General features: G+C 71.3%; 16 protein-coding genes and 1 pseudogene. 10 read left to right on the top strand and 7 right to left on the bottom strand.

Going from position 1 to position 16,180, the window contains the following annotated elements:
- The first annotated feature begins 9 nt into the window (after positions 1–9).
- The 6 genes from BKA15_RS30030 to BKA15_RS30055 all read left to right on the top strand — a co-directional run bounded on the left by BKA15_RS30030 (position 10) and on the right by BKA15_RS30055 (position 6,724).
- On the top strand, positions 10–1,035 hold the full coding sequence (locus BKA15_RS30030; RefSeq protein WP_179757262.1) for an ABC transporter permease: 1,026 nt from the start codon (positions 10–12) through the stop codon (positions 1,033–1,035).
- Positions 1,036–1,045: 10 nt separating this feature from the next.
- The gene (locus tag BKA15_RS30035) at positions 1,046–1,981 is read left to right on the top strand and encodes an ABC transporter permease (protein WP_179757264.1); all 936 of its coding nucleotides are present in this window, start codon (positions 1,046–1,048) and stop codon (positions 1,979–1,981) included.
- A complete protein-coding gene (locus BKA15_RS30040) occupies positions 1,978–3,048 on the top strand; it encodes an ABC transporter ATP-binding protein (RefSeq protein WP_246322451.1) in 1,071 nt (356 codons plus the stop codon). Before BKA15_RS30035 ends, BKA15_RS30040 begins: the two co-directional genes overlap by 4 nt.
- A complete protein-coding gene (locus BKA15_RS30045) occupies positions 3,041–4,120 on the top strand; it encodes an ABC transporter ATP-binding protein (RefSeq protein ID WP_179757266.1) in 1,080 nt (359 codons plus the stop codon). Before BKA15_RS30040 ends, BKA15_RS30045 begins: the two co-directional genes overlap by 8 nt.
- A 67-nt stretch (positions 4,121–4,187) precedes the next feature.
- Positions 4,188–4,856: a biliverdin-producing heme oxygenase gene (locus tag BKA15_RS30050; protein ID WP_179757268.1), complete on the top strand. Its 669-nt coding sequence runs from the start codon at positions 4,188–4,190 to the stop codon at positions 4,854–4,856.
- A 92-nt stretch (positions 4,857–4,948) separates the two neighbouring features.
- On the top strand, positions 4,949–6,724 hold the full coding sequence (locus tag BKA15_RS30055; RefSeq protein ID WP_179757270.1) for a GxGYxYP domain-containing protein: 1,776 nt from the start codon (positions 4,949–4,951) through the stop codon (positions 6,722–6,724).
- 19 nt (positions 6,725–6,743) lie between these two features.
- Here the strand turns inward: BKA15_RS30055 and BKA15_RS37485 are convergent.
- Together BKA15_RS37485 and BKA15_RS30060 are read right to left on the bottom strand one after the other, a co-directional pair.
- Positions 6,744–6,992 (bottom strand): annotated as a pseudogene (locus BKA15_RS37485) (DUF1304 family protein); the annotation flags it as partial.
- Positions 6,989–7,456 carry a cupin domain-containing protein gene (locus BKA15_RS30060; RefSeq protein ID WP_179757272.1) on the bottom strand — a complete coding sequence of 156 codons (468 nt, stop codon included), beginning with the start codon at positions 7,454–7,456 and terminating at the stop codon, positions 6,989–6,991. The pseudogene BKA15_RS37485 and the gene BKA15_RS30060, both read right to left, overlap by 4 nt.
- Positions 7,457–7,543: 87 nt before the next feature.
- On the opposite strand from BKA15_RS30060, the gene BKA15_RS37070 reads away from it, so the two are divergent.
- Entirely contained in the window at positions 7,544–8,578 is a 1,035-nt protein-coding gene (locus BKA15_RS37070; protein ID WP_179757274.1) for a helix-turn-helix transcriptional regulator, read from the top strand.
- Here BKA15_RS37070 and BKA15_RS30070 read toward each other — a convergent pair whose 3' ends face one another.
- Entirely contained in the window at positions 8,579–9,571 is a 993-nt protein-coding gene (locus BKA15_RS30070) for a helix-turn-helix domain-containing protein (RefSeq protein ID WP_179757277.1), read from the bottom strand.
- 70 nt (positions 9,572–9,641) lie between these two features.
- On the opposite strand from BKA15_RS30070, the gene BKA15_RS30075 reads away from it, so the two are divergent.
- Positions 9,642–10,466 carry an MBL fold metallo-hydrolase gene (locus tag BKA15_RS30075; RefSeq protein ID WP_179757279.1) on the top strand — a complete coding sequence of 275 codons (825 nt, stop codon included), beginning with the start codon at positions 9,642–9,644 and terminating at the stop codon, positions 10,464–10,466.
- Here BKA15_RS30075 and BKA15_RS30080 read toward each other — a convergent pair.
- The 4 genes from BKA15_RS30080 to BKA15_RS30095 all read right to left on the bottom strand — a co-directional run bounded on the left by BKA15_RS30080 (position 10,424) and on the right by BKA15_RS30095 (position 13,762).
- Complete coding sequence (locus BKA15_RS30080) at positions 10,424–11,173, bottom strand: dienelactone hydrolase family protein (RefSeq protein ID WP_179757281.1); 750 nt, start codon at positions 11,171–11,173, stop codon at positions 10,424–10,426. The two genes, BKA15_RS30075 and BKA15_RS30080, sit on opposite strands and share 43 nt — an antisense overlap.
- Before the next feature lie 632 nt (positions 11,174–11,805).
- Positions 11,806–12,231, bottom strand: coding sequence for a hypothetical protein (locus BKA15_RS30085; RefSeq protein ID WP_179757283.1), 426 nt, complete (start codon positions 12,229–12,231; stop codon positions 11,806–11,808).
- A gap of 246 nt (positions 12,232–12,477) precedes the next feature.
- Positions 12,478–13,179, bottom strand: a complete 702-nt coding sequence (locus BKA15_RS37075; RefSeq protein WP_179757285.1) for a sortase domain-containing protein — start codon at positions 13,177–13,179, stop codon at positions 12,478–12,480.
- 73 nt (positions 13,180–13,252) lie between these two features.
- Positions 13,253–13,762, bottom strand: coding sequence for an alanine-zipper protein (locus tag BKA15_RS30095; RefSeq protein ID WP_376766847.1), 510 nt, complete (start codon positions 13,760–13,762; stop codon positions 13,253–13,255).
- A 467-nt stretch (positions 13,763–14,229) separates the two neighbouring features.
- Here BKA15_RS30095 and BKA15_RS30100 point away from each other — a divergent pair, with 467 nt between their 5' ends.
- Together BKA15_RS30100 and BKA15_RS30105 are read left to right on the top strand one after the other, a co-directional pair.
- On the top strand, positions 14,230–15,267 hold the full coding sequence (locus BKA15_RS30100; RefSeq protein ID WP_179757289.1) for a glutathione S-transferase family protein: 1,038 nt from the start codon (positions 14,230–14,232) through the stop codon (positions 15,265–15,267).
- Positions 15,268–15,322: 55 nt separating this feature from the next.
- Complete coding sequence (locus BKA15_RS30105) at positions 15,323–16,159, top strand: TIGR03620 family F420-dependent LLM class oxidoreductase (protein WP_179758785.1); 837 nt, start codon at positions 15,323–15,325, stop codon at positions 16,157–16,159.
- Positions 16,160–16,180: the final 21 nt, after the last annotated feature.

The raw sequence follows: 16,180 nt of genomic DNA on the forward strand, positions 1-16,180 counted from the left end.
CGCGACACCATGATCAGGTTCGCGGTTCGCCGGCTGCTGTTGCTGGTGCCGGTGTTGTTCGGGCTGAGTGTGCTGCTGTTCATCTGGCTGCGCGCTCTGCCCGGCGACCCGGCCCGGGCACTGCTCGGCGACAAGGCCACGCCGGAGTCGATCGCCCGGCTGAACGAGGCGTACGGCTTCGACAAGCCGATCCCGCAGCAGTACGTGACCTACATCGGCCGGCTGCTGCAGGGTGATTTCGGTGCCTCCGCCCGGACCGGCCAGCCGGTGCTGGAGACGTTCCTGGAACGGTTTCCGGCCACCATCGAGCTGGGCGTCACGGCGATGATCTTCGCCCTGGTAGTCGGGATCCCGCTCGGCTACCTGGCCGCCAAGCGGGCCGGCGGCTTCCTCGACCTGATCACCGTCGGCGGGTCGCTGCTCGGCGTGGTGATCCCGGTGTTCGTGCTGGCGTACCTGCTCAAGATCGTTTTCGCGATCGGACTGCCCGGGCCGCTCGGCGCACTGGCGTTCCTGCCGGCGTCGGGGCGGCAGGACGCCCGGATCGACGCCACCCACATCACCAACTTCTACGTGCTGGACGGGATCCTGACCCGGGAGTTCGACGCGTCGCTGAACGCGCTCACCCACCTGATCCTGCCGGCCATCGCGCTCGGCTCGATCCCGCTGGCGATCATCGTCCGGATGACCCGCGCCTCGGTGCTGGAGGTGATCGGCGAGGACTACGTCCGGACCGCCACCGCGAAGGGCCTGGCGGCTTCCTTGATCACCCGGCGGCACGTGCTGCGCAACGCGATGCTGCCGGTCGTGACCACGGTCGGGCTGCAGACCGGAGCGCTGCTGGCCGGGGCGGTGCTGACCGAGTCGGTGTTCGCGTTCAACGGCATCGGGTCCTATCTGTTCGACGCGATCAGCGGGCTGGACTATGCGGTGCTGCAGGGCTTCATCCTGTTCATCGCGATCACCTACGCCCTGGTCAACCTCGTGGTCGACCTGCTGTACGGCGTCATCGATCCCCGGCTGCGGACCAGGTAGGGGGACGATCATGACGACCGTTGATCCACTGGTCGAACGGCCGACCGCGCTGGCCGGGCTGACCGGCAGCGACGACAGCGACCGCGGCACCAGCCTGTGGCAGGGCGCGCTGCAGCGGCTGATCCGCAACCCCGGCGCGATCCTGGGCGCGCTGATCGTGCTCGGCTTCGTGCTGGTCGCGATCCTGGCGCCGGTGATCGCGCCCTATCAGCCGTCGTCCAGCGAGTGGATCACCCAGGTCACGCCGTCCGACGTGCCGGGCCCATCGCCGGACCACGTGCTCGGCCTGGACCCGTTCGGGTCCGACCTGCTCACCCAGTTGCTCTACGGCGCCCGGCAGTCGCTGGTCATCGGCGTGGTGTCGACGACGCTCGGCCTGATCGGCGGCTCGCTGATCGGCGGCCTGGCCGGCGCGTTCGGCGGCTGGGTGGACACGCTGCTGATGCGGCTGGTCGACATCCTGCTCTCGGTGCCGTCGCTGCTGCTGGCGGTGAGCATCGCCGCGGCGATCGGGCAGAGCCCGAACGCGATCATGATCGCGATCGGGGCGGCCCAGGTGCCGATCTTCGCCCGGCTGCTGCGCGGTTCGATGCTGACCCAGCGGCACTCCGACTACGTGCTGGCGTCGGAGTCGCTCGGCCTGCGGCGCAGCACGATCGTGGTCGGGCACGTGCTGCCCAACTCGGTCGGGCCGGTGATCGTCCAGGCCACGCTGACGCTGGCGACGGCGATCATCGAGGTCGCCGGGCTGTCGTACCTGGGGCTCGGGTCGCCGGACCCGGCGATCGCGGAGTGGGGCCGGATGCTGGTCAAGGCGCAGGACCGGCTGCAGAGCGACCCGCACCTGACCGTGCTGCCCGGCGCCTGCATCGCCGTCACCGCCCTCGGCTTCACCCTGTTCGGCGAGGCTCTGCGGGAAGCGCTCGACCCGAAGTCGAGGAGATGATCATGGACACCGAGCTTGATCAACCGCTGCTGCTGGTGGACGAGGACCGCCGGCTCGACGACCGGGAACACCTGCTCGAGGTGGAGAATCTCGCTGTCAGCTTCCGGCGCCGCGGCCGGGAGCCGTTCGTCGCGGTGGACGGGGTGTCGTTCTCGGTCCGGCCCGGCGAGATCGTCGGCATCGTCGGCGAGTCCGGCAGCGGCAAGTCGGTCACCTCGATGGCGATCATGGGCCTGCTGCCGCGACGCTCGGCGGTGATCACCGGGGCCGCCCACTACCGCGGCCAGGACCTGATCGGCCGGTCGCCGACCGAGCTGTCGTCGCTGCGCGGGCGCGAACTGGCCATGGTGTTCCAGGACCCGATGAGCTCGCTCAACCCGGTGCTGCCGATCGGGCTGCAGGTGACCGAGGTGCTGCGCCGGCACCAGCAGATCACCCGGGCCGACGCCCGGGACGAGGCGGAGGACCTGCTCCGCCGCTGCGGCATCCCCGATCCGGCCCGCCGCCTGCGGGAGTACCCGCACCAGCTGTCCGGCGGCATGCGGCAGCGGGCCCTGATCGCGATCGCCCTGGCCTGCAAGCCGAAGCTGCTGATCTGCGACGAACCGACCACCGCGCTCGACGTGACGATCCAGGCCCAGGTGCTGGAGCTGCTCAGCGAACTGGTCCGCGACCTCGGCACCGCCATGATCATGATCACCCACGACCTCGGCGTGGTGGCCGGGCTGTGCGACACGGTGAACGTGATGTATGCCGGCCGGGTGGTCGAGACCGCCGAGCGGCGGGAGCTGTTCGCACACCCGCAGCACCGCTACACCGAAGGCCTGTTGTCCTCGATCCCGCGGCTGGACGCGCCCCGCGGCGAGCCGCTGCACCCGATCCCCGGCACTCCGCGCGATGTCGTGCCCTGGACCAGGGCGTGCGCGTTCGCGCCGCGCTGCCGGCACGCCGACGACGCCTGTGTCCGCAGCGATCTGCAGCTGGTCGACTCGGTCCGGCCCGATCATCCGGTGCGCTGCGTGCATCCGGTCGATGCGCCCGGCGCCGAGGGAGTTGATCATGACTGAACCGCAGCCGCTGCTCGAGGTGCGCGGTCTCAAGGTGCACTTCCCGATCAAGCAGGGGATCGTGCTGGACCGGACGGTCGGGCACGTGCGGGCGGTGGACGGCGTCGATCTCGCGCTGACCCAGGGCCAGACGTACGGTCTCGTCGGCGAATCCGGCTGTGGCAAGTCGACGCTCGGCCGGGCGATGCTCCGGTTGGAGAAGGCGACCGAGGGTCAGGTGATCTTCGACGGCACCGACCTTGGCACCCTCCGCGCCGAACCGCTGCGCCGGATCCGGCGCCGGATGCAGATGGTGTTCCAGGACCTGCTGGGCAGCCTGGATCCGCGGCAGTCGGTGCGCAGCCTGCTGCTGGAGCCGCTCAAGACGCACGGCCTGTCCGAGGCGGACCGGGCCGAGTTCGGCGCCGACCGGCCGGCCAGCCATCTGGCCAAGGCGGAGTCGATGCTGGAGCTGGTCGGGCTGCCCGGCTCGGCCCTGGCCAAGTATCCGTACGAGTTCTCGGGCGGGCAGCGGCAGCGGATCGGCATCGCCCGGGCGATGATCTTGAACCCGGACCTGGTGATCGCCGACGAGCCGGTCAGCGCCCTGGACGTCTCGGTGCAGGCGCAGGTGATCAATCTGCTGGAGCGGCTGCAGGACCTGCTCGGGCTGAGCTACGTCGTGGTCGCTCATGATCTTGCCGTGGTGCGGCACATCTCGGACGTGATCGGCGTGATGTACCTCGGCAAGCTCGTCGAGGAGGCCGACAGCGACGACCTCTACGCGACGCCGCTGCACCCGTACACGATCGCGCTGATGTCGGCGATCCCGATCCCGGACCCGGAGGTCGAGGACCAGCGGGAACGGATCCTGCTTCGCGGCGACCTGCCGAGCCCGGCCCGGCCGCCGGCGGGCTGCCGGTTCCACACCCGCTGCCCGTACCGGCAGCCGGAGCGGTGCGACACCGAGGTGCCGGAACTGCGGGTGATCGCCTCGCACCCCGGCCGCCGGGTCGCCTGCCACTACGCGGAAGAGATCCTGACCGGCGACGTCACGGTGTCCGACCCGACGCTGGTCGTCGAGCCCACCTGACCCGCGCCTCCGAGCAAGCCGATAAAGTTAGGCTCACCAAAGTCGGACGGCGAGCAGGGGGTTCGTGATGACCGGACAGACGGTGGACGAGCCGTTCTCGATCGTGCTGCGGCGAGCGACCGCGGAGCAGCACGACCGGGCCGAGTCGGCGCCGTTCGTGGCCGAACTGCTCGGCGGGCGGCTCGGCCTGGGCGGGCTGGCGGCGCTGGCGGGACAGAATCTATTCGTCTACACCGCGCTGGAGTCCGCAGCGGAGCGCTGGCGGGATGATCCCGTGGCCGGCCCGTTCGTGATCGACGGACTGGAGCGGCTGCCCGGACTGCGGGCCGACCTGGAGCGGCTGGTCGGGCCGTCCTGGTCCGCCACGGTGCGGCCGCTGCCCGCGACGCTGGCCTACGCCGAGCGGATCCGCGACGCGAGGTCCGCCGCCCGGTTCGTGGCGCACCACTACACCCGCTACCTCGGCGACGTGTCCGGCGGCCAGGTGATCGCGGCGGCCATGCGACGGCAGCACGGCGACCGGGCCGGGCTCGCGTTCTACGACTTCGGCCGGCTCTACGCCGGGCCGCTGCGCAACCCGGCCGAGTTCCGGCGGCACTACCGGGCCCTGCTCGACGCCGCGCCGTGGACCGCGGCGGACCGGGCCGCGATGATCGACGAGTCGAGGGAGGCATTCGGCTACAACCGGATGATCTTCGACGAACTCGCGGGTGATCTCGGTCTCGACGCCGCATGATCATCTTCTGTCCAGGACCGAGCCGCGCTCCTTGACCCGCGTCGAAACGGCGACTTAGGTTCGGCGGAACCGACAACGGAGGTCAGGGCATCATGGTCGATCCCGTCAGTCCCCGATCGTTGCGGATGCCGCGGCGGCAAGCCCTGGGCGCCCTGTCCGCGACTGCCGTCGCCGCTGCGGCGGGCGGCGTGCTGCAGCCGCTGCCGGCGTTCGCCGATCAGCCGAGATCCCCGTACCCCAAGGGAATCGAGCCGACCGAGCTGTTCGTCGTCGACCGGTCCGGGCTGACCGGCGACGAGGCGATCATGATCGCCACCCTGCAGGGACTGCTGGCCCGCCCCGGCGAAAGGCGGCAGGGCCCGGCGATCTATCTCGACCTGCCGAACGGGTATCGGCTCTGGCTCGACGACCTGACCGAGCGGTACGGCCTCCCGGCCCGGCGGGCGGACGACCCGTGGGGCCTGGTCGACCGGTTCGCCGACCGGGTGGCGGGCTACGTCCTCTACCGGAGCGGCGGTCCGACGATCAACGTCGCGACCACGGTGGCCGGCGTCTCGCGCGGGATCGCGGTGGCCGAGGGCGACGAGCAGGCCGCGATCGAGCACGGGTTGCGCCGGCTCGCGGATGTCCGCGACCGCGACGACGCCTGGGCCTGGCAGACGTACCGGGGCAGGCTGCGCGATGATCTTGTGGTCGAGCAGAAGGCCGATCCCGAGGTCGGGCTGTTCACCCACCAGCTCCGCGACTACGCGACGATGGCCGGCGCCTTCACCTTCTACGACGGCAATTCCGAGTTCCGCAAGGCGGTCGTCGAGGACCTCGACGCCGATGCAGCGGTGATCGGCTGGGGCGACGCGCGGCAGGGCGAGCACAGCTTCGTCGGCGTCTCCTCGGCGGCCGGCGTCGCGACCCTTCCCGGCGACTGGGCCGCCAACCTGGCCTGCCTGTCCGGCATCACGACCCGTACCCTGCGGCAACGGGCGCCGGTGCGGCCGCGAACCCCGGAGCCGGGCCGGCACCATGTCGCGTTCGTCGTCACCGACGGCGACAACGTGCAGTGGATGCTGAACGACCTGCCGACCAGCGAGAACTGGTTCGGCAGCCCGCGCCGCGGCACGTTCGACCTCGGCTGGGGCGTCCCGCCGTCCGCGATCGACCTCGCGCCGTCGGTGCTCGACTGGTACTACCGCAACGCCGCGACCGGCCGGCACCAGGACCGCTTCGTCGTCGGCCCGTCCGGGGGCGGCTACCTGTACCCGAGCCGGTACCCGCGCGACGAACTGAAGCTGCACACCACCAGGCTCGCCCGGGCGATGGAGCGGGCCGATCTCGGCGTGGTCCAGATCCTCGACTTCGAGGCCTTCGACGCCCGCGGACTGTGGGAGAACTACCTGCGCCATGATCAGATCAAGGGCCTGGTCTACCTGGAGTACAGCCGCTACGACGGCCTCCGCGGACGGGTCCGCTGGGTCGAGGACAAGCCGGTGATCTCGGCCCGGAGCATGCTCTGGGACGGGCTGAGCTCACCGGGACCAGGTGATCGAGACGCTCAATGCGGCCGGCACGGATCCGACGTCGCCCGACGGCTACTCGGTGGTGATGCTGCACTGCTGGAGCATGAACCTGGACGATCTCGGCCACGTCGTCGACAACCTGGCGCCGCATGTCTCCGTGGTCACGCCGGACGCCCTGGTCGCGATGATGGCCGAGGCCGTCCGGCGCTGATCCTCACCCGGCGGCGAGGGCGGCGACGACAGAGACGGCGGTCGGCACGCTGCAGGCGATCGACGGGGCCACCCCGGGTCCCTTCGGGCGGCTCAGGGCCAGCCGGTCCGCGACGAACAGGACGACGCCGCAGCCCAGCATGAACAACCCGGTGAAGATCACCAGCGTGCGTCCCTCGGCCACCGCGCCCATGGCCCACAAGATCACTCCGGCGACCGCGCCGAGGCTGAGGAACAGGTTGTAGAAGCCGACGCAGAAGGACCACAGCCGGACCGGCTCGACGTCGTGGGTCGGGACGGCGAAGATGCCCTGGTGTACGCCCGGCCGGCGGAACAGGATCGTCTCCCAGACGAAGGCGAGGAAGTAGATCACGGCGCCGAGCAGTACGCCGACCCAGGCCACGATGATCATGGTCCGACCTCCGCCGGGACCGGGTCGCCCGCCAGCGTGACCCGGTGCCGGGCCAGCACCGGCGCGAGGTCCGGGCCGAGCGTGGCACCGTCGGCGACGGCCCGCTGCAGGTCCGCGTGGAAACGGCCCATCGCCCCGGTGAGGCTGATCACCAGGAACCTCACCGCGGGGCTGAGCACGGTGAACGTGTGCCACGCGTTCGGCGGGATCGTGATCACCGAGCCCGGCGTGAGGTCGATCGCCCGGTCCTCGACCTGCACGATCATCCGGCCGTGCAGCAGGTAGTAGGCCTTGGGCCACGTGGTGCGGTGCAGCGGGGTGGCCGGGCCGCGCGGCGCGTCCACCTCGAACAGTTCGTAGTCGTCGTCGGTGTCCGCGGCGTCGATCTTGATCGTCAGGACCGCGTCCGGTGCGGTCAGTTCGGTGCCTTCGCCGGCACCGCGATGGCGTACCTGATGAGTCATGGCAGGACGCTAGGCCGGTATGTCGGCGCCGGTCGATCCCAGGAATCGGGGATATCGCCGGCGGGATCGCGCGCGCATACTGAAGGCGTGTGGGAGGACCGGGCCGACCGAGTCCGGCGCGAGATCACCGACCTCGCCGTCGGGGGAGCCGGCGTGGCCGACGTGCAGGCCGCCGCGATCACGCTGGTCGATCGAGCCGTGCCCAGCGAGCTGACCTGCTGGGCGACGCTCGACCCGGAGACACTGATGATCACCGGCATGGTCGGTGGACCGGCCAAGATCACCGCCGAGTACGAGGAGCGGCTGGCGGCGGCCGAGTACGGGCCGGGGGAGCCGCACACGTTCGCCGAGCTGGCTCGGGAGCACCGGGTGGTGGCCCGGTTGTCCGAACTGCCGGAACGGGACCTGGCCCGCAGCGGCCGCTACCACGAGGTCTGGCGGCCGCTCGGGCTGGACCGCGACGTACGGGTCCTGTTCGCCGACGCCGGGGCCTACTGGGGCGCCGCCGGGTTCGTCCGGCACGGCGCCGACTTCACGGCCCGCGAGGCCGAGTTCCTGGCCGCGGTCGCGCCGGCCGTCGGGGCGTCGATCCGGATGGCCGTACGGGCCGAGGCGTCCCGGGCCGGCGGCCGGCCGGCGATCGTCGTGCTCGGCGCGGACGGCACGATCCGGGCGGTCACTGCGGCCGCCGCGGACTGGCGGGACAGCCTGGACGAGATCGCTCCGGGCCGGTTCCAGACCATGATGCGGGTGCTGGCGTACGGGGCGCGGAACGCCGGGCCGGACGGGTTCCACGGCCGGCTCCGCGATGCCCGCGGCCGCTGGGCGCAGCTGGAGGCGAGCCGGCTGATCGGGGCCGGCGACGAGCGGATCGTGATCACCATCGAGCCGTCCTCGGGTGACCGACTGCTGGCCCTCCTGCTCGCCGCGTACGGGCTGTCGGTGCGGGAACGTGACCTGTGTGCCGAGGTGCTGGCCGGCCGGTCCACCGCCGAGATCGCCGACCGGCTGTTCATCTCGCCGCACACCGTTCAAGATCATCTGAAGTCGATCTTCGGCAAGGTCGGCGTGCACAGCCGCGGCGAGCTGGTCGCCCGGCTGCGACCCGCCGCCGGTTCCTGATCAGTTCTTGATCAAGGACCGGGTCCCGAACTGGGCGCGGTGGGCGGCCGGGCTGGTGCCCAGTTGGGCCCGGAAGTGGTGCCGCAGGCTGACCGCGGTGGCGAAGCCGGCCTCGACGGCGACCCGCTCGACGGGATCGTCGGTGGTCTCCAGCAGCAGCCGGGCCCGGTCGAGGCGCTGGTGCAGCAGCCATTGCTGAGGGCTGGTGCCGGTCCGGTCCCGGAACCGGCGGGTGAACGTACGGCGGGACAGGGTGGCGGCGCGAGCCCAGGCGTCCAGGTCGATCGGCTCGGGGAGCCGGGCCGTCGCCCACACCATGGCCCGCTCGATCGGATCCTCCTGCTCGGCGGGCGGCACCGCGACCGGGAAGAACTGTGCCTGCGAGCCACTGCGGTGCGGCGCCAGCACCAGCCGCCGGGCCAGCTCGGCCGCGGCCCGGCTGCCCAGGTCGGTCCGGACCAGGTGCAGGCAGCAGTCCAGCGCCGCCGCCACACCCGCCGAGGTGATCACGTCGCCGAGGTCGGACCAGAGCAGGTCGGCGCGGACCCGGACGGCGGGGTGGGCCCGGGCCAGCCGCTCGGCGTCCGACCAGTGCGTGGTCAGTTCCCGGCCGTTGGCGAGGCCCGATGCGGCGACCACCCAGCCGCCCAGGCACAGCCCGACGATCCGCGCTCCGCGCCGGTGCGCGGCCCGGATCGCGTCCAGCAGTCGTTCGGACGGGACGGCGTCGCGGCGCCAGCTGGGCACGATCAGGAGATCGGCCGGTTCCCCGGGGGCGCCGGCGGACAGGTCGTCCAGGGCCTCGAGTCCGTACGGGACCGTGATGGCGAACCCGGCTTCGGTCTCCAGTCCGCCCGGGCGTTCCGCGCAGATCCGGAGCCGGTACGGCCAGCAGTCCGGCCGGTCGATGCCGGCCCGGCCGAACACCAGCGCCGGCACCGACAGATGGAACGGGCTGATCCCGTCGAAGGCGAGGATCGCGGCAGTCGGCATGGCCCGATCTTAGCGAACATCGTCCATCGGGCCACTGTTGTGTCGGTACTGCAGCGCCGAGACTCGGTTCATGATCACTTCGCACGAGAACCTCGAGGCCCTGCACGTGGGCGGGCCGACGCTCCGGTTCCGCTACGCCGGCCTGACCTGGCTGACCGACCCGACCTTCGACCCGCCGGGCGACTACCCGATCCCGGTGGTGCTGCACAAGCTGACCGGCCCGGCCGTGCCGCCGGACCGGCTCGGCCCGATCGACGTCGTCCTGCTGTCCCACGACCAGCACGCCGACAACCTGGACCGGGCCGGCCGGGCGCTGCTTCCCTCGGTGCCGACCGTGGTGTCCACGCCGGACGCCGCCGGCCGGTTGCCCGGGGTGACCGGGCTGCAGCCGTGGCAGACGATCACCCTGGCGGGCGCCACCGAGGTCGAGGTGACCGCGGTGCCGGCGCTGCACGGGCCGGCCGGCCCGGATACGGAGAAGTTGAGTGGTGTGGTCACCGGGTTCGTGCTGCGGGCGGCCGGGGCGCCGACCGTGTACGTGTCCGGCGACAACGCCTCGGTCGACCTGGTCGCCGAGATCGTCGACCGGCTCGGCCCGATCGACCTTGCCGTGCTCAACGTCGGCGCTGCCAACGTCGGCCGGTTCGGCGATGCCGACGCCACCCTGAACGCGCGGACCGCGCTACAGGCCTCCGTCCTGCTCGGCGACGCGATGATCATCGCCGTGCACGGTGAGGGCTGGGCGCACTTCTCCGAATCCCTTGATCATCTTCGGCTGACCTTCGGCTACGCCGGCCGGGCCGAGAAGTTGATCATCCCGCCGCTCGGCGTACCGATCATGATCACGGAGCTTCAGCCCAAGGTCCTGGCGAACAGCGCCTCGAGCTCGGCGTAGTGCCGCTCCGCGCCGGCCTCCTGGTACATCGAGGTGTCCGGCATCGTGAAGCCGTGCGGGGCGTCCGGATAGATCGCCGTGGTGCGGGTGATCCCGGCCGCGTCCAGTGCCTCGTCGAGGGCGGCGATCGCCTCCGGCGGGTTGGACCCGTCGTTGTCGGCGTGACCGGCGAGCACCTCGGCGGTCGCCGTCCGGATGATCGTGTGCACGCTGTCGGGCTCGTCGGTGACCAGGTTCCCGGCGTGGAACGCGCCGGCGGCCCGGATCCGGTCCGGGTGGGCGGCGGCCGCGCGCAGGGCGAGCATCCCGCCCATGCAGTAGCCGGTGGCGCCGAGCCGATCGCCGACGACGCCCGGCTGCGCGGCCAGCGCGTCGAGGTAGGTGGCGATGTCGCGGAGCAGGTTCGTGGTGTCCAGGCCGGTCCGCCGGTGGCCCATGCCCGCGAAGAACGCCTCCCGGGCGCCCGGCTGGCGGAGATCCTCGGTCGGCGCCAACTCGGGCGCCGTCCCGGCGCGGTAGAAGACGTTCGGCGCGAGCACCGTGTAGCCCCAGCCCGCGATCCGGTCCGCGATGGCCTCGATCGCCGGCCGCAGCCCGATCGCGTCGATGAACAACAGCACTCCGGCATGCGGAGTGTCCGGGCCGGGGGAGAGGTAGGCCTCCGCCGTGCCGTCAGCCGCCGCGATCTCGATCGTCCTACCCGCCATGCCCGCCTCCATCAGTCTCGTTTCCTTGAGCGTACGGGCCGGTTCGCGTCAGGCGCTCCTGGCCCTCGAGGCTCAAGCCGCACGGAGTGAATCTCCGCAGGTCAGTGAGCCTGTTGCAGATTCGCCTGGCGAAGTGCTCCAGGTTGTGCGACCGGCCCGGGTCCGGAACCTGGGGTGCGGTCCCGGCTGGCCGATCCCGGGCTGAACAGCGCTGGCTGAGCGGGTCCAGAATTTCGGGCGGCGGAGTCACACCGAAGATCTTGCGGTCCAGGTCCGGCAGCCCGGCTCCTGCCGCCAGCGAGCGGACGTTTCGACCGCGCTCCGGCGTCGCACAGAGGCCCATTTCGTCCGCTCGATGCGGCCGGATCACGCACGGCAAAGGATCTTGCGGTCTGGGAGCCGCCACCGCCCTCAGGCCCCATTCCGCCACAGCTCTAATCTCCGGCCGGATGTGCCCCACTCTGCAGGTCGGGCCGGGGGATTGGGAGAGGTCGTGATGCGGGACGGCTGGGTCGGGGTCGGTGGGGCCGGGTAGCTCCCTGTCTGTGGGTCACTTCCGGCCGCGAACACCAGGCCGGATGTACCCCACTCTGCAGGGTCGGGCCGGGATCGGTGGGGTCCCCGGACGTTGATCACCGAACGTGCCGGGCCACGGGCCGGCCCCAGCCGAGTTGCCCGATGACCCTGAACCTCAGCAGCCCGTCGACGGCGTGCCGGGACAGCAGGGAGCTGACCTCGGCGTCGAAGCCGTCGGGATCCGCCATCCGGTGGCGCGCGAGCCCGCTCCGCGAAGGGAGCGACTCGAGGTAGTCCGGGACGGTCTGGGTGGTCGGGACCGGCGCGGTCCGGAGGAAGCGGTCGGGCCGGTAGTAGCCCTCGTCCACGATCCGCGGGAACAGGCCGTAGCGGTGATCATCGTGGTTGCTGGAGTAGCGCACGATCAACCGGCCGAGTTCGTCGGACCAGGGCGTGTCGGACTCGACCTGACTGACGATCGCCAGCTTTCCCTGTGGATGCAGGGAATCGGCGAATCGCGGCAGCACGGTGTCGAGGTCCATCCAATGCAGGCTCCCGGCGCAGACGACCAGCCGAGGACGGGTCGACCGCGTCGATCCGGTCCGCGTCAGCGGCCAGAGCGCGGGCGACGGCACCGGTGCCGCAGCCCGCGTCGAGAACGGCCCGGCAGCCGTCCGGCAGGAGCCGGCGCAGCTGACCGAAGATCTCCTCCGGAATCGGCGGCCGGTGCCGATACGCCCGCACGACGCGCTCGTCGTGGAACTCCGCTCCGTCCGGACGGGCCGCCATCAGCCGGCGAGCTGGGCGAACACCACGAAGTTGAGGTCCTGCTTGGAGCCGTCCGCGTTCAGGTAGCAGCCGACCAGCACCAGCCGGCCGGGGACGGACTCGTACACCTCGTCGGCTCGCTGGATCTCGTTCTTCGGATACATCTTGGTCGCCTGCACCCGGTACGTCAGCGTGCCGTTCTCGGTCCCCACCATGATCGACTGACCGAGTTCGACGTGCTGCAGCGGGTCGAAGACGCCGCCGCCGGCGCGGACCGTGTGGCCGAGCAGATAGACCGTGTCGCCGGCGTCGGATCCGGGCCGGCCCCGCTCGGCCCAGCGGTAGACCCGCGACGTCTCCGGCGGCACCAGTTCGTTGGTCGCCGGGTCGGGCGAGATCGCGCCGCCGGAGTCGCCGGTGAGTACCTCCGGGATCTCCAGCCGGACCAGCTCGGACTCCGGCACCGAGCGGTCCGGGTCCGGCGGGCTGCTCGCTTCGCGGCGCGGCGGCAGGGAGCCTTCGCCGGAGGTCTTCGCGTACGGCCGCTCCGGGGCCTGCGTCGCCGGGCCGGACGACGTGGACTCGGGTGCCGGGCTACCGGGCGACCCGGTCGTGGCCGGCCCGTCGGGCGTCGCCGAAGAAGCGCCGCCAGCGGCCGAGGACGGGACCGGTGGCGGCCCGGCCGCCGGCGGTGTCCCGCAGCCCACGAGGAGCCCGGACACCGCCAGCGCTGCCGCACCGGCAACGAGGATCGATCGGAGCAGCCGGTGCACGATCAGTTGCGGCGGAGACGCTTCAGCAGCAGGGTGATCCCGGTGCCGACGATTCCGGTTCCGACCACGCCGGCGCCGGCCAGCAGCGGCCAGGCCGGGCCGCCGTCGGTGCCGGTGCCGAAGCCCGGCCGCGGGACCGACGGGGTCGCCGTCGGGACGGGGGTTTCACTCGGTGCCGGGCTCTCGCTCGGCAGTTCCGACGGGGTCTCGGTCGGGACCGGCGGTTCGCTCGACGCGGGCGGTGTCGGCGTCTCGCTGGGCTCGCTCGGCTCTTCGCTCGGTTCGCTCGGCTCTTCGCTGGGCTTGCTCGGCTCTTCGCTCGGTTCGCTCGGCTCCTCGCTGGGCTCGCTCGGCTCCTCGCTGGGCTTGCTCGGCTCCTCGCTGGGTTCGCTCGGCGTATCGGACGGCGTCGGGGTCCCGGACGGGCCCGAGTCGGCGGCGCACAGGATCGCGTGCGAGATGTCCTTGCCGGTCGGGTGTTCGTAGGCAGTGCCCGAGACGGGATCCTTGATCTCGTGGTTCTCCTCGGCACCGGAGCCGGCCTTCAGGACCAGCAGGACCCAGGTGCCCTCCGGCACTTCGTACGGCGTCTTAACGGGCTCGTACTTCGTGCAGGTCGCGTTCTGGTAGCCGTTTTCCTCGAGCTGGTCCTCCCAGTACGACTCGTGGTTGGTGTTGTCCTTGCCGGTCTTGGTGTCGTCCGCGCTGGCGGCGAGCGTGGCCGTGGCCACAGTGCCGAGGGCGAGCGCGGCACCCGCGATGAGCAAGCCAGCAGTCTTCATTCGTGCGCCAATGCGCATCCTGCGTCTCCCCGAAATCCCAGGTCCGCCTCATCGATGAGGCGAACGAGCTGCTCGGGGACAGGTGGTCCGGACGGACCGGGACACTGATGCCGACACCCCCGAAATGTCACCATCCGCGGAGGACGTTATCGCATCGGGCCGACACTGGGTAGTAGGCGGGCCGGAAGTGTCCGGCACGGGAAGTACGCTCGTGATCATGAGCGACAACGACGCGCAGCCGGGCAGCTACGTCGAGGCCGGCGAGTTCAAGCGGGACACCAACTACATCACCACGCGGATCACCGCCGACGGCCGGGACGGCTATCCGGTCGAGGCGGGCCGCTACCGGCTGGTGGCGGCGCGGGCCTGTCCGTGGGCGAACCGGACCTTGATCGTGCGCCGGCTGCTCGGGCTGGAGGACGCGATCTCGCTCGGGTTGTGCGGACCGACTCATGATCAACGGAGTTGGACTTTTGATCTTGACCCGGGCGGGGTCGATCCGGTCCTCGGCTACGAACGGCTGCAGCAGGCCTACTTCGCCAGGATCCCCGACTACCCGCGCGGGATCACGGTGCCGGCGATCGTCGACGTACCGACGAAGGCCGTGGTGACCAACGACTACGCCCAGATCACGCTCGACTTCTCCACCGAGTGGACCGCGTTCCATCGCGACGGCGCGCCCGATCTCTATCCGGAGGACCGTCGGGACGAGATCGACGAGGTGGCCGAGTTGATCTTCCGCGACGTCAACAACGGGGTCTACCGGTGCGGCTTCGCCGGCTCGCAGGAGGCGTACGAGAGCGCGTACGACCGGCTGTTCGCGCGGCTGGACTGGCTCACCGGGCGGCTGCGCGGGCAGCGCTACCTGGTCGGCGACACGATCACCGAGGCCGACGTCCGGCTGTTCACCACCCTGGCCCGGTTCGACGCCGTCTATCACGGCCACTTCAAGTGCAACCGGCACAAGCTGTCCGAACTGGACGTGCTGTGGGCCTACGCCCGGGACCTGTTCCACACCCCCGGCTTCGGCGACACCACCGACTTCGTCCAGATCAAGCAGCACTACTACGTCGTGCACACCGACATCAATCCGACCAAGATCGTTCCGGCCGGCCCGGACCTGAGCAACTGGTGGGAACCGCACCACCGGGAGCAGCTCGGCGGCCGACCGTTCGGCGACGGGACGCCACCGGGACCGCCGCGGCAGGCCGAGCAGGTGCCGGCCGAACACTGGCTGCCGCCGCAGGCTTCGTGATCTTCGCCATTCTGATCTTGGGAATGCGCCGGCCGGGCCGCCGGTTGTCGTGATCATGGTGAACGACGTACGCGGCGTGGGCGTCTGGCGCAGGTCCGGCCAGACCGGCCCGCAGCTGGCGAAGGAACTGGAGAACCTCGGCTACCGGTCGATCTGGCTCGGAGTGTCACCGGGCGACCTGGCCGAACCGGAGGAGCTGCTCGCCGCGACCGACCGGCTGGTGGTCGGGACCGGGATCGTCAACATGTGGGCCGACGAACCGGAGCCGGTGGCCGAGGCCTACCACCGGGTCGCCGCACGGTTCCCGGGCCGGCTCGCGCTCGGGGTCGGGATCGGGCATCCGGAGGCGACCCGGGAGTACCGGAGTCCGTACGCGACGATCGTCGACTATCTGGACCGGCTGGCCGCAGCCGGCGTGCCGCAGCAGGACATCGTGCTGGCGGCGCTCGGGCCGAAGGTGCTCAAGCTCGCCGCCGAACGGACCGCCGGCCCGCACCCGTACCTGGTGACGCCCGAGCACACCCGCCGCTCCCGCGACCTGATCGGCCCGGAGTCGCTGCTGGTGACCGAACAGAAGGCGGTGCTGGACACTGCGCGGGACCCGCGCGGGCTGGCCCGGGACGGTGTCGCCATGTATCTGCAACTGCGCAACTACGTCAGCAATCTGCTCACCCTCGGCTTCACCGAGGAGGACATCGCCAAGGGCGGCAGCGACCGGCTGATCGACGCGCTGGCGCCGCAGGGCGACCCGGCCTCCGTTGCGGCCGCCCTGACCGCGCACCTGGACGCGGGCGCGAATCAGGTGGTGCTGCAGCTGCTCACCGAGGAAGGCGAGGACCCGCTGCCCGGCTATCGCGCGATCGCCGAGGCGCTCGAACTCACCTCCGGCTGAGCCCGTCAGGTGGCGGGAGCT

This window comes from Microlunatus parietis (genome assembly GCF_013407955.1).
GTDB lineage: Bacteria > Actinomycetota > Actinomycetes > Propionibacteriales > Propionibacteriaceae > Microlunatus > Microlunatus parietis.

Excerpts from the sequence above, each read along its gene's own strand:
- BKA15_RS30060 (WP_179757272.1), bottom strand. The coding sequence starts at position 7,456 with ATGACTCATCAGGTACGCCATCGCGGTGCCGGCGAAGGCACCGAACTG.
- BKA15_RS30040 (WP_246322451.1), top strand. The coding sequence starts at position 1,978 with ATGATCATGGACACCGAGCTTGATCAACCGCTGCTGCTGGTGGACGAG.
- BKA15_RS30030 (WP_179757262.1), top strand. The coding sequence starts at position 10 with ATGATCAGGTTCGCGGTTCGCCGGCTGCTGTTGCTGGTGCCGGTGTTG.
- BKA15_RS30075 (WP_179757279.1), top strand. The coding sequence starts at position 9,642 with ATGATCACTTCGCACGAGAACCTCGAGGCCCTGCACGTGGGCGGGCCG.
- BKA15_RS30050 (WP_179757268.1), top strand. The coding sequence starts at position 4,188 with ATGACCGGACAGACGGTGGACGAGCCGTTCTCGATCGTGCTGCGGCGA.
- BKA15_RS30055 (WP_179757270.1), top strand. The coding sequence starts at position 4,949 with ATGGTCGATCCCGTCAGTCCCCGATCGTTGCGGATGCCGCGGCGGCAA.
- BKA15_RS30045 (WP_179757266.1), top strand. The coding sequence starts at position 3,041 with ATGACTGAACCGCAGCCGCTGCTCGAGGTGCGCGGTCTCAAGGTGCAC.
- BKA15_RS30080 (WP_179757281.1), bottom strand. The coding sequence starts at position 11,173 with ATGGCGGGTAGGACGATCGAGATCGCGGCGGCTGACGGCACGGCGGAG.
- BKA15_RS30085 (WP_179757283.1), bottom strand. The coding sequence starts at position 12,231 with ATGGACCTCGACACCGTGCTGCCGCGATTCGCCGATTCCCTGCATCCA.
- BKA15_RS30035 (WP_179757264.1), top strand. The coding sequence starts at position 1,046 with ATGACGACCGTTGATCCACTGGTCGAACGGCCGACCGCGCTGGCCGGG.
- BKA15_RS30070 (WP_179757277.1), bottom strand. The coding sequence starts at position 9,571 with ATGCCGACTGCCGCGATCCTCGCCTTCGACGGGATCAGCCCGTTCCAT.
- BKA15_RS30105 (WP_179758785.1), top strand. The coding sequence starts at position 15,323 with ATGGTGAACGACGTACGCGGCGTGGGCGTCTGGCGCAGGTCCGGCCAG.
- BKA15_RS30100 (WP_179757289.1), top strand. The coding sequence starts at position 14,230 with ATGAGCGACAACGACGCGCAGCCGGGCAGCTACGTCGAGGCCGGCGAG.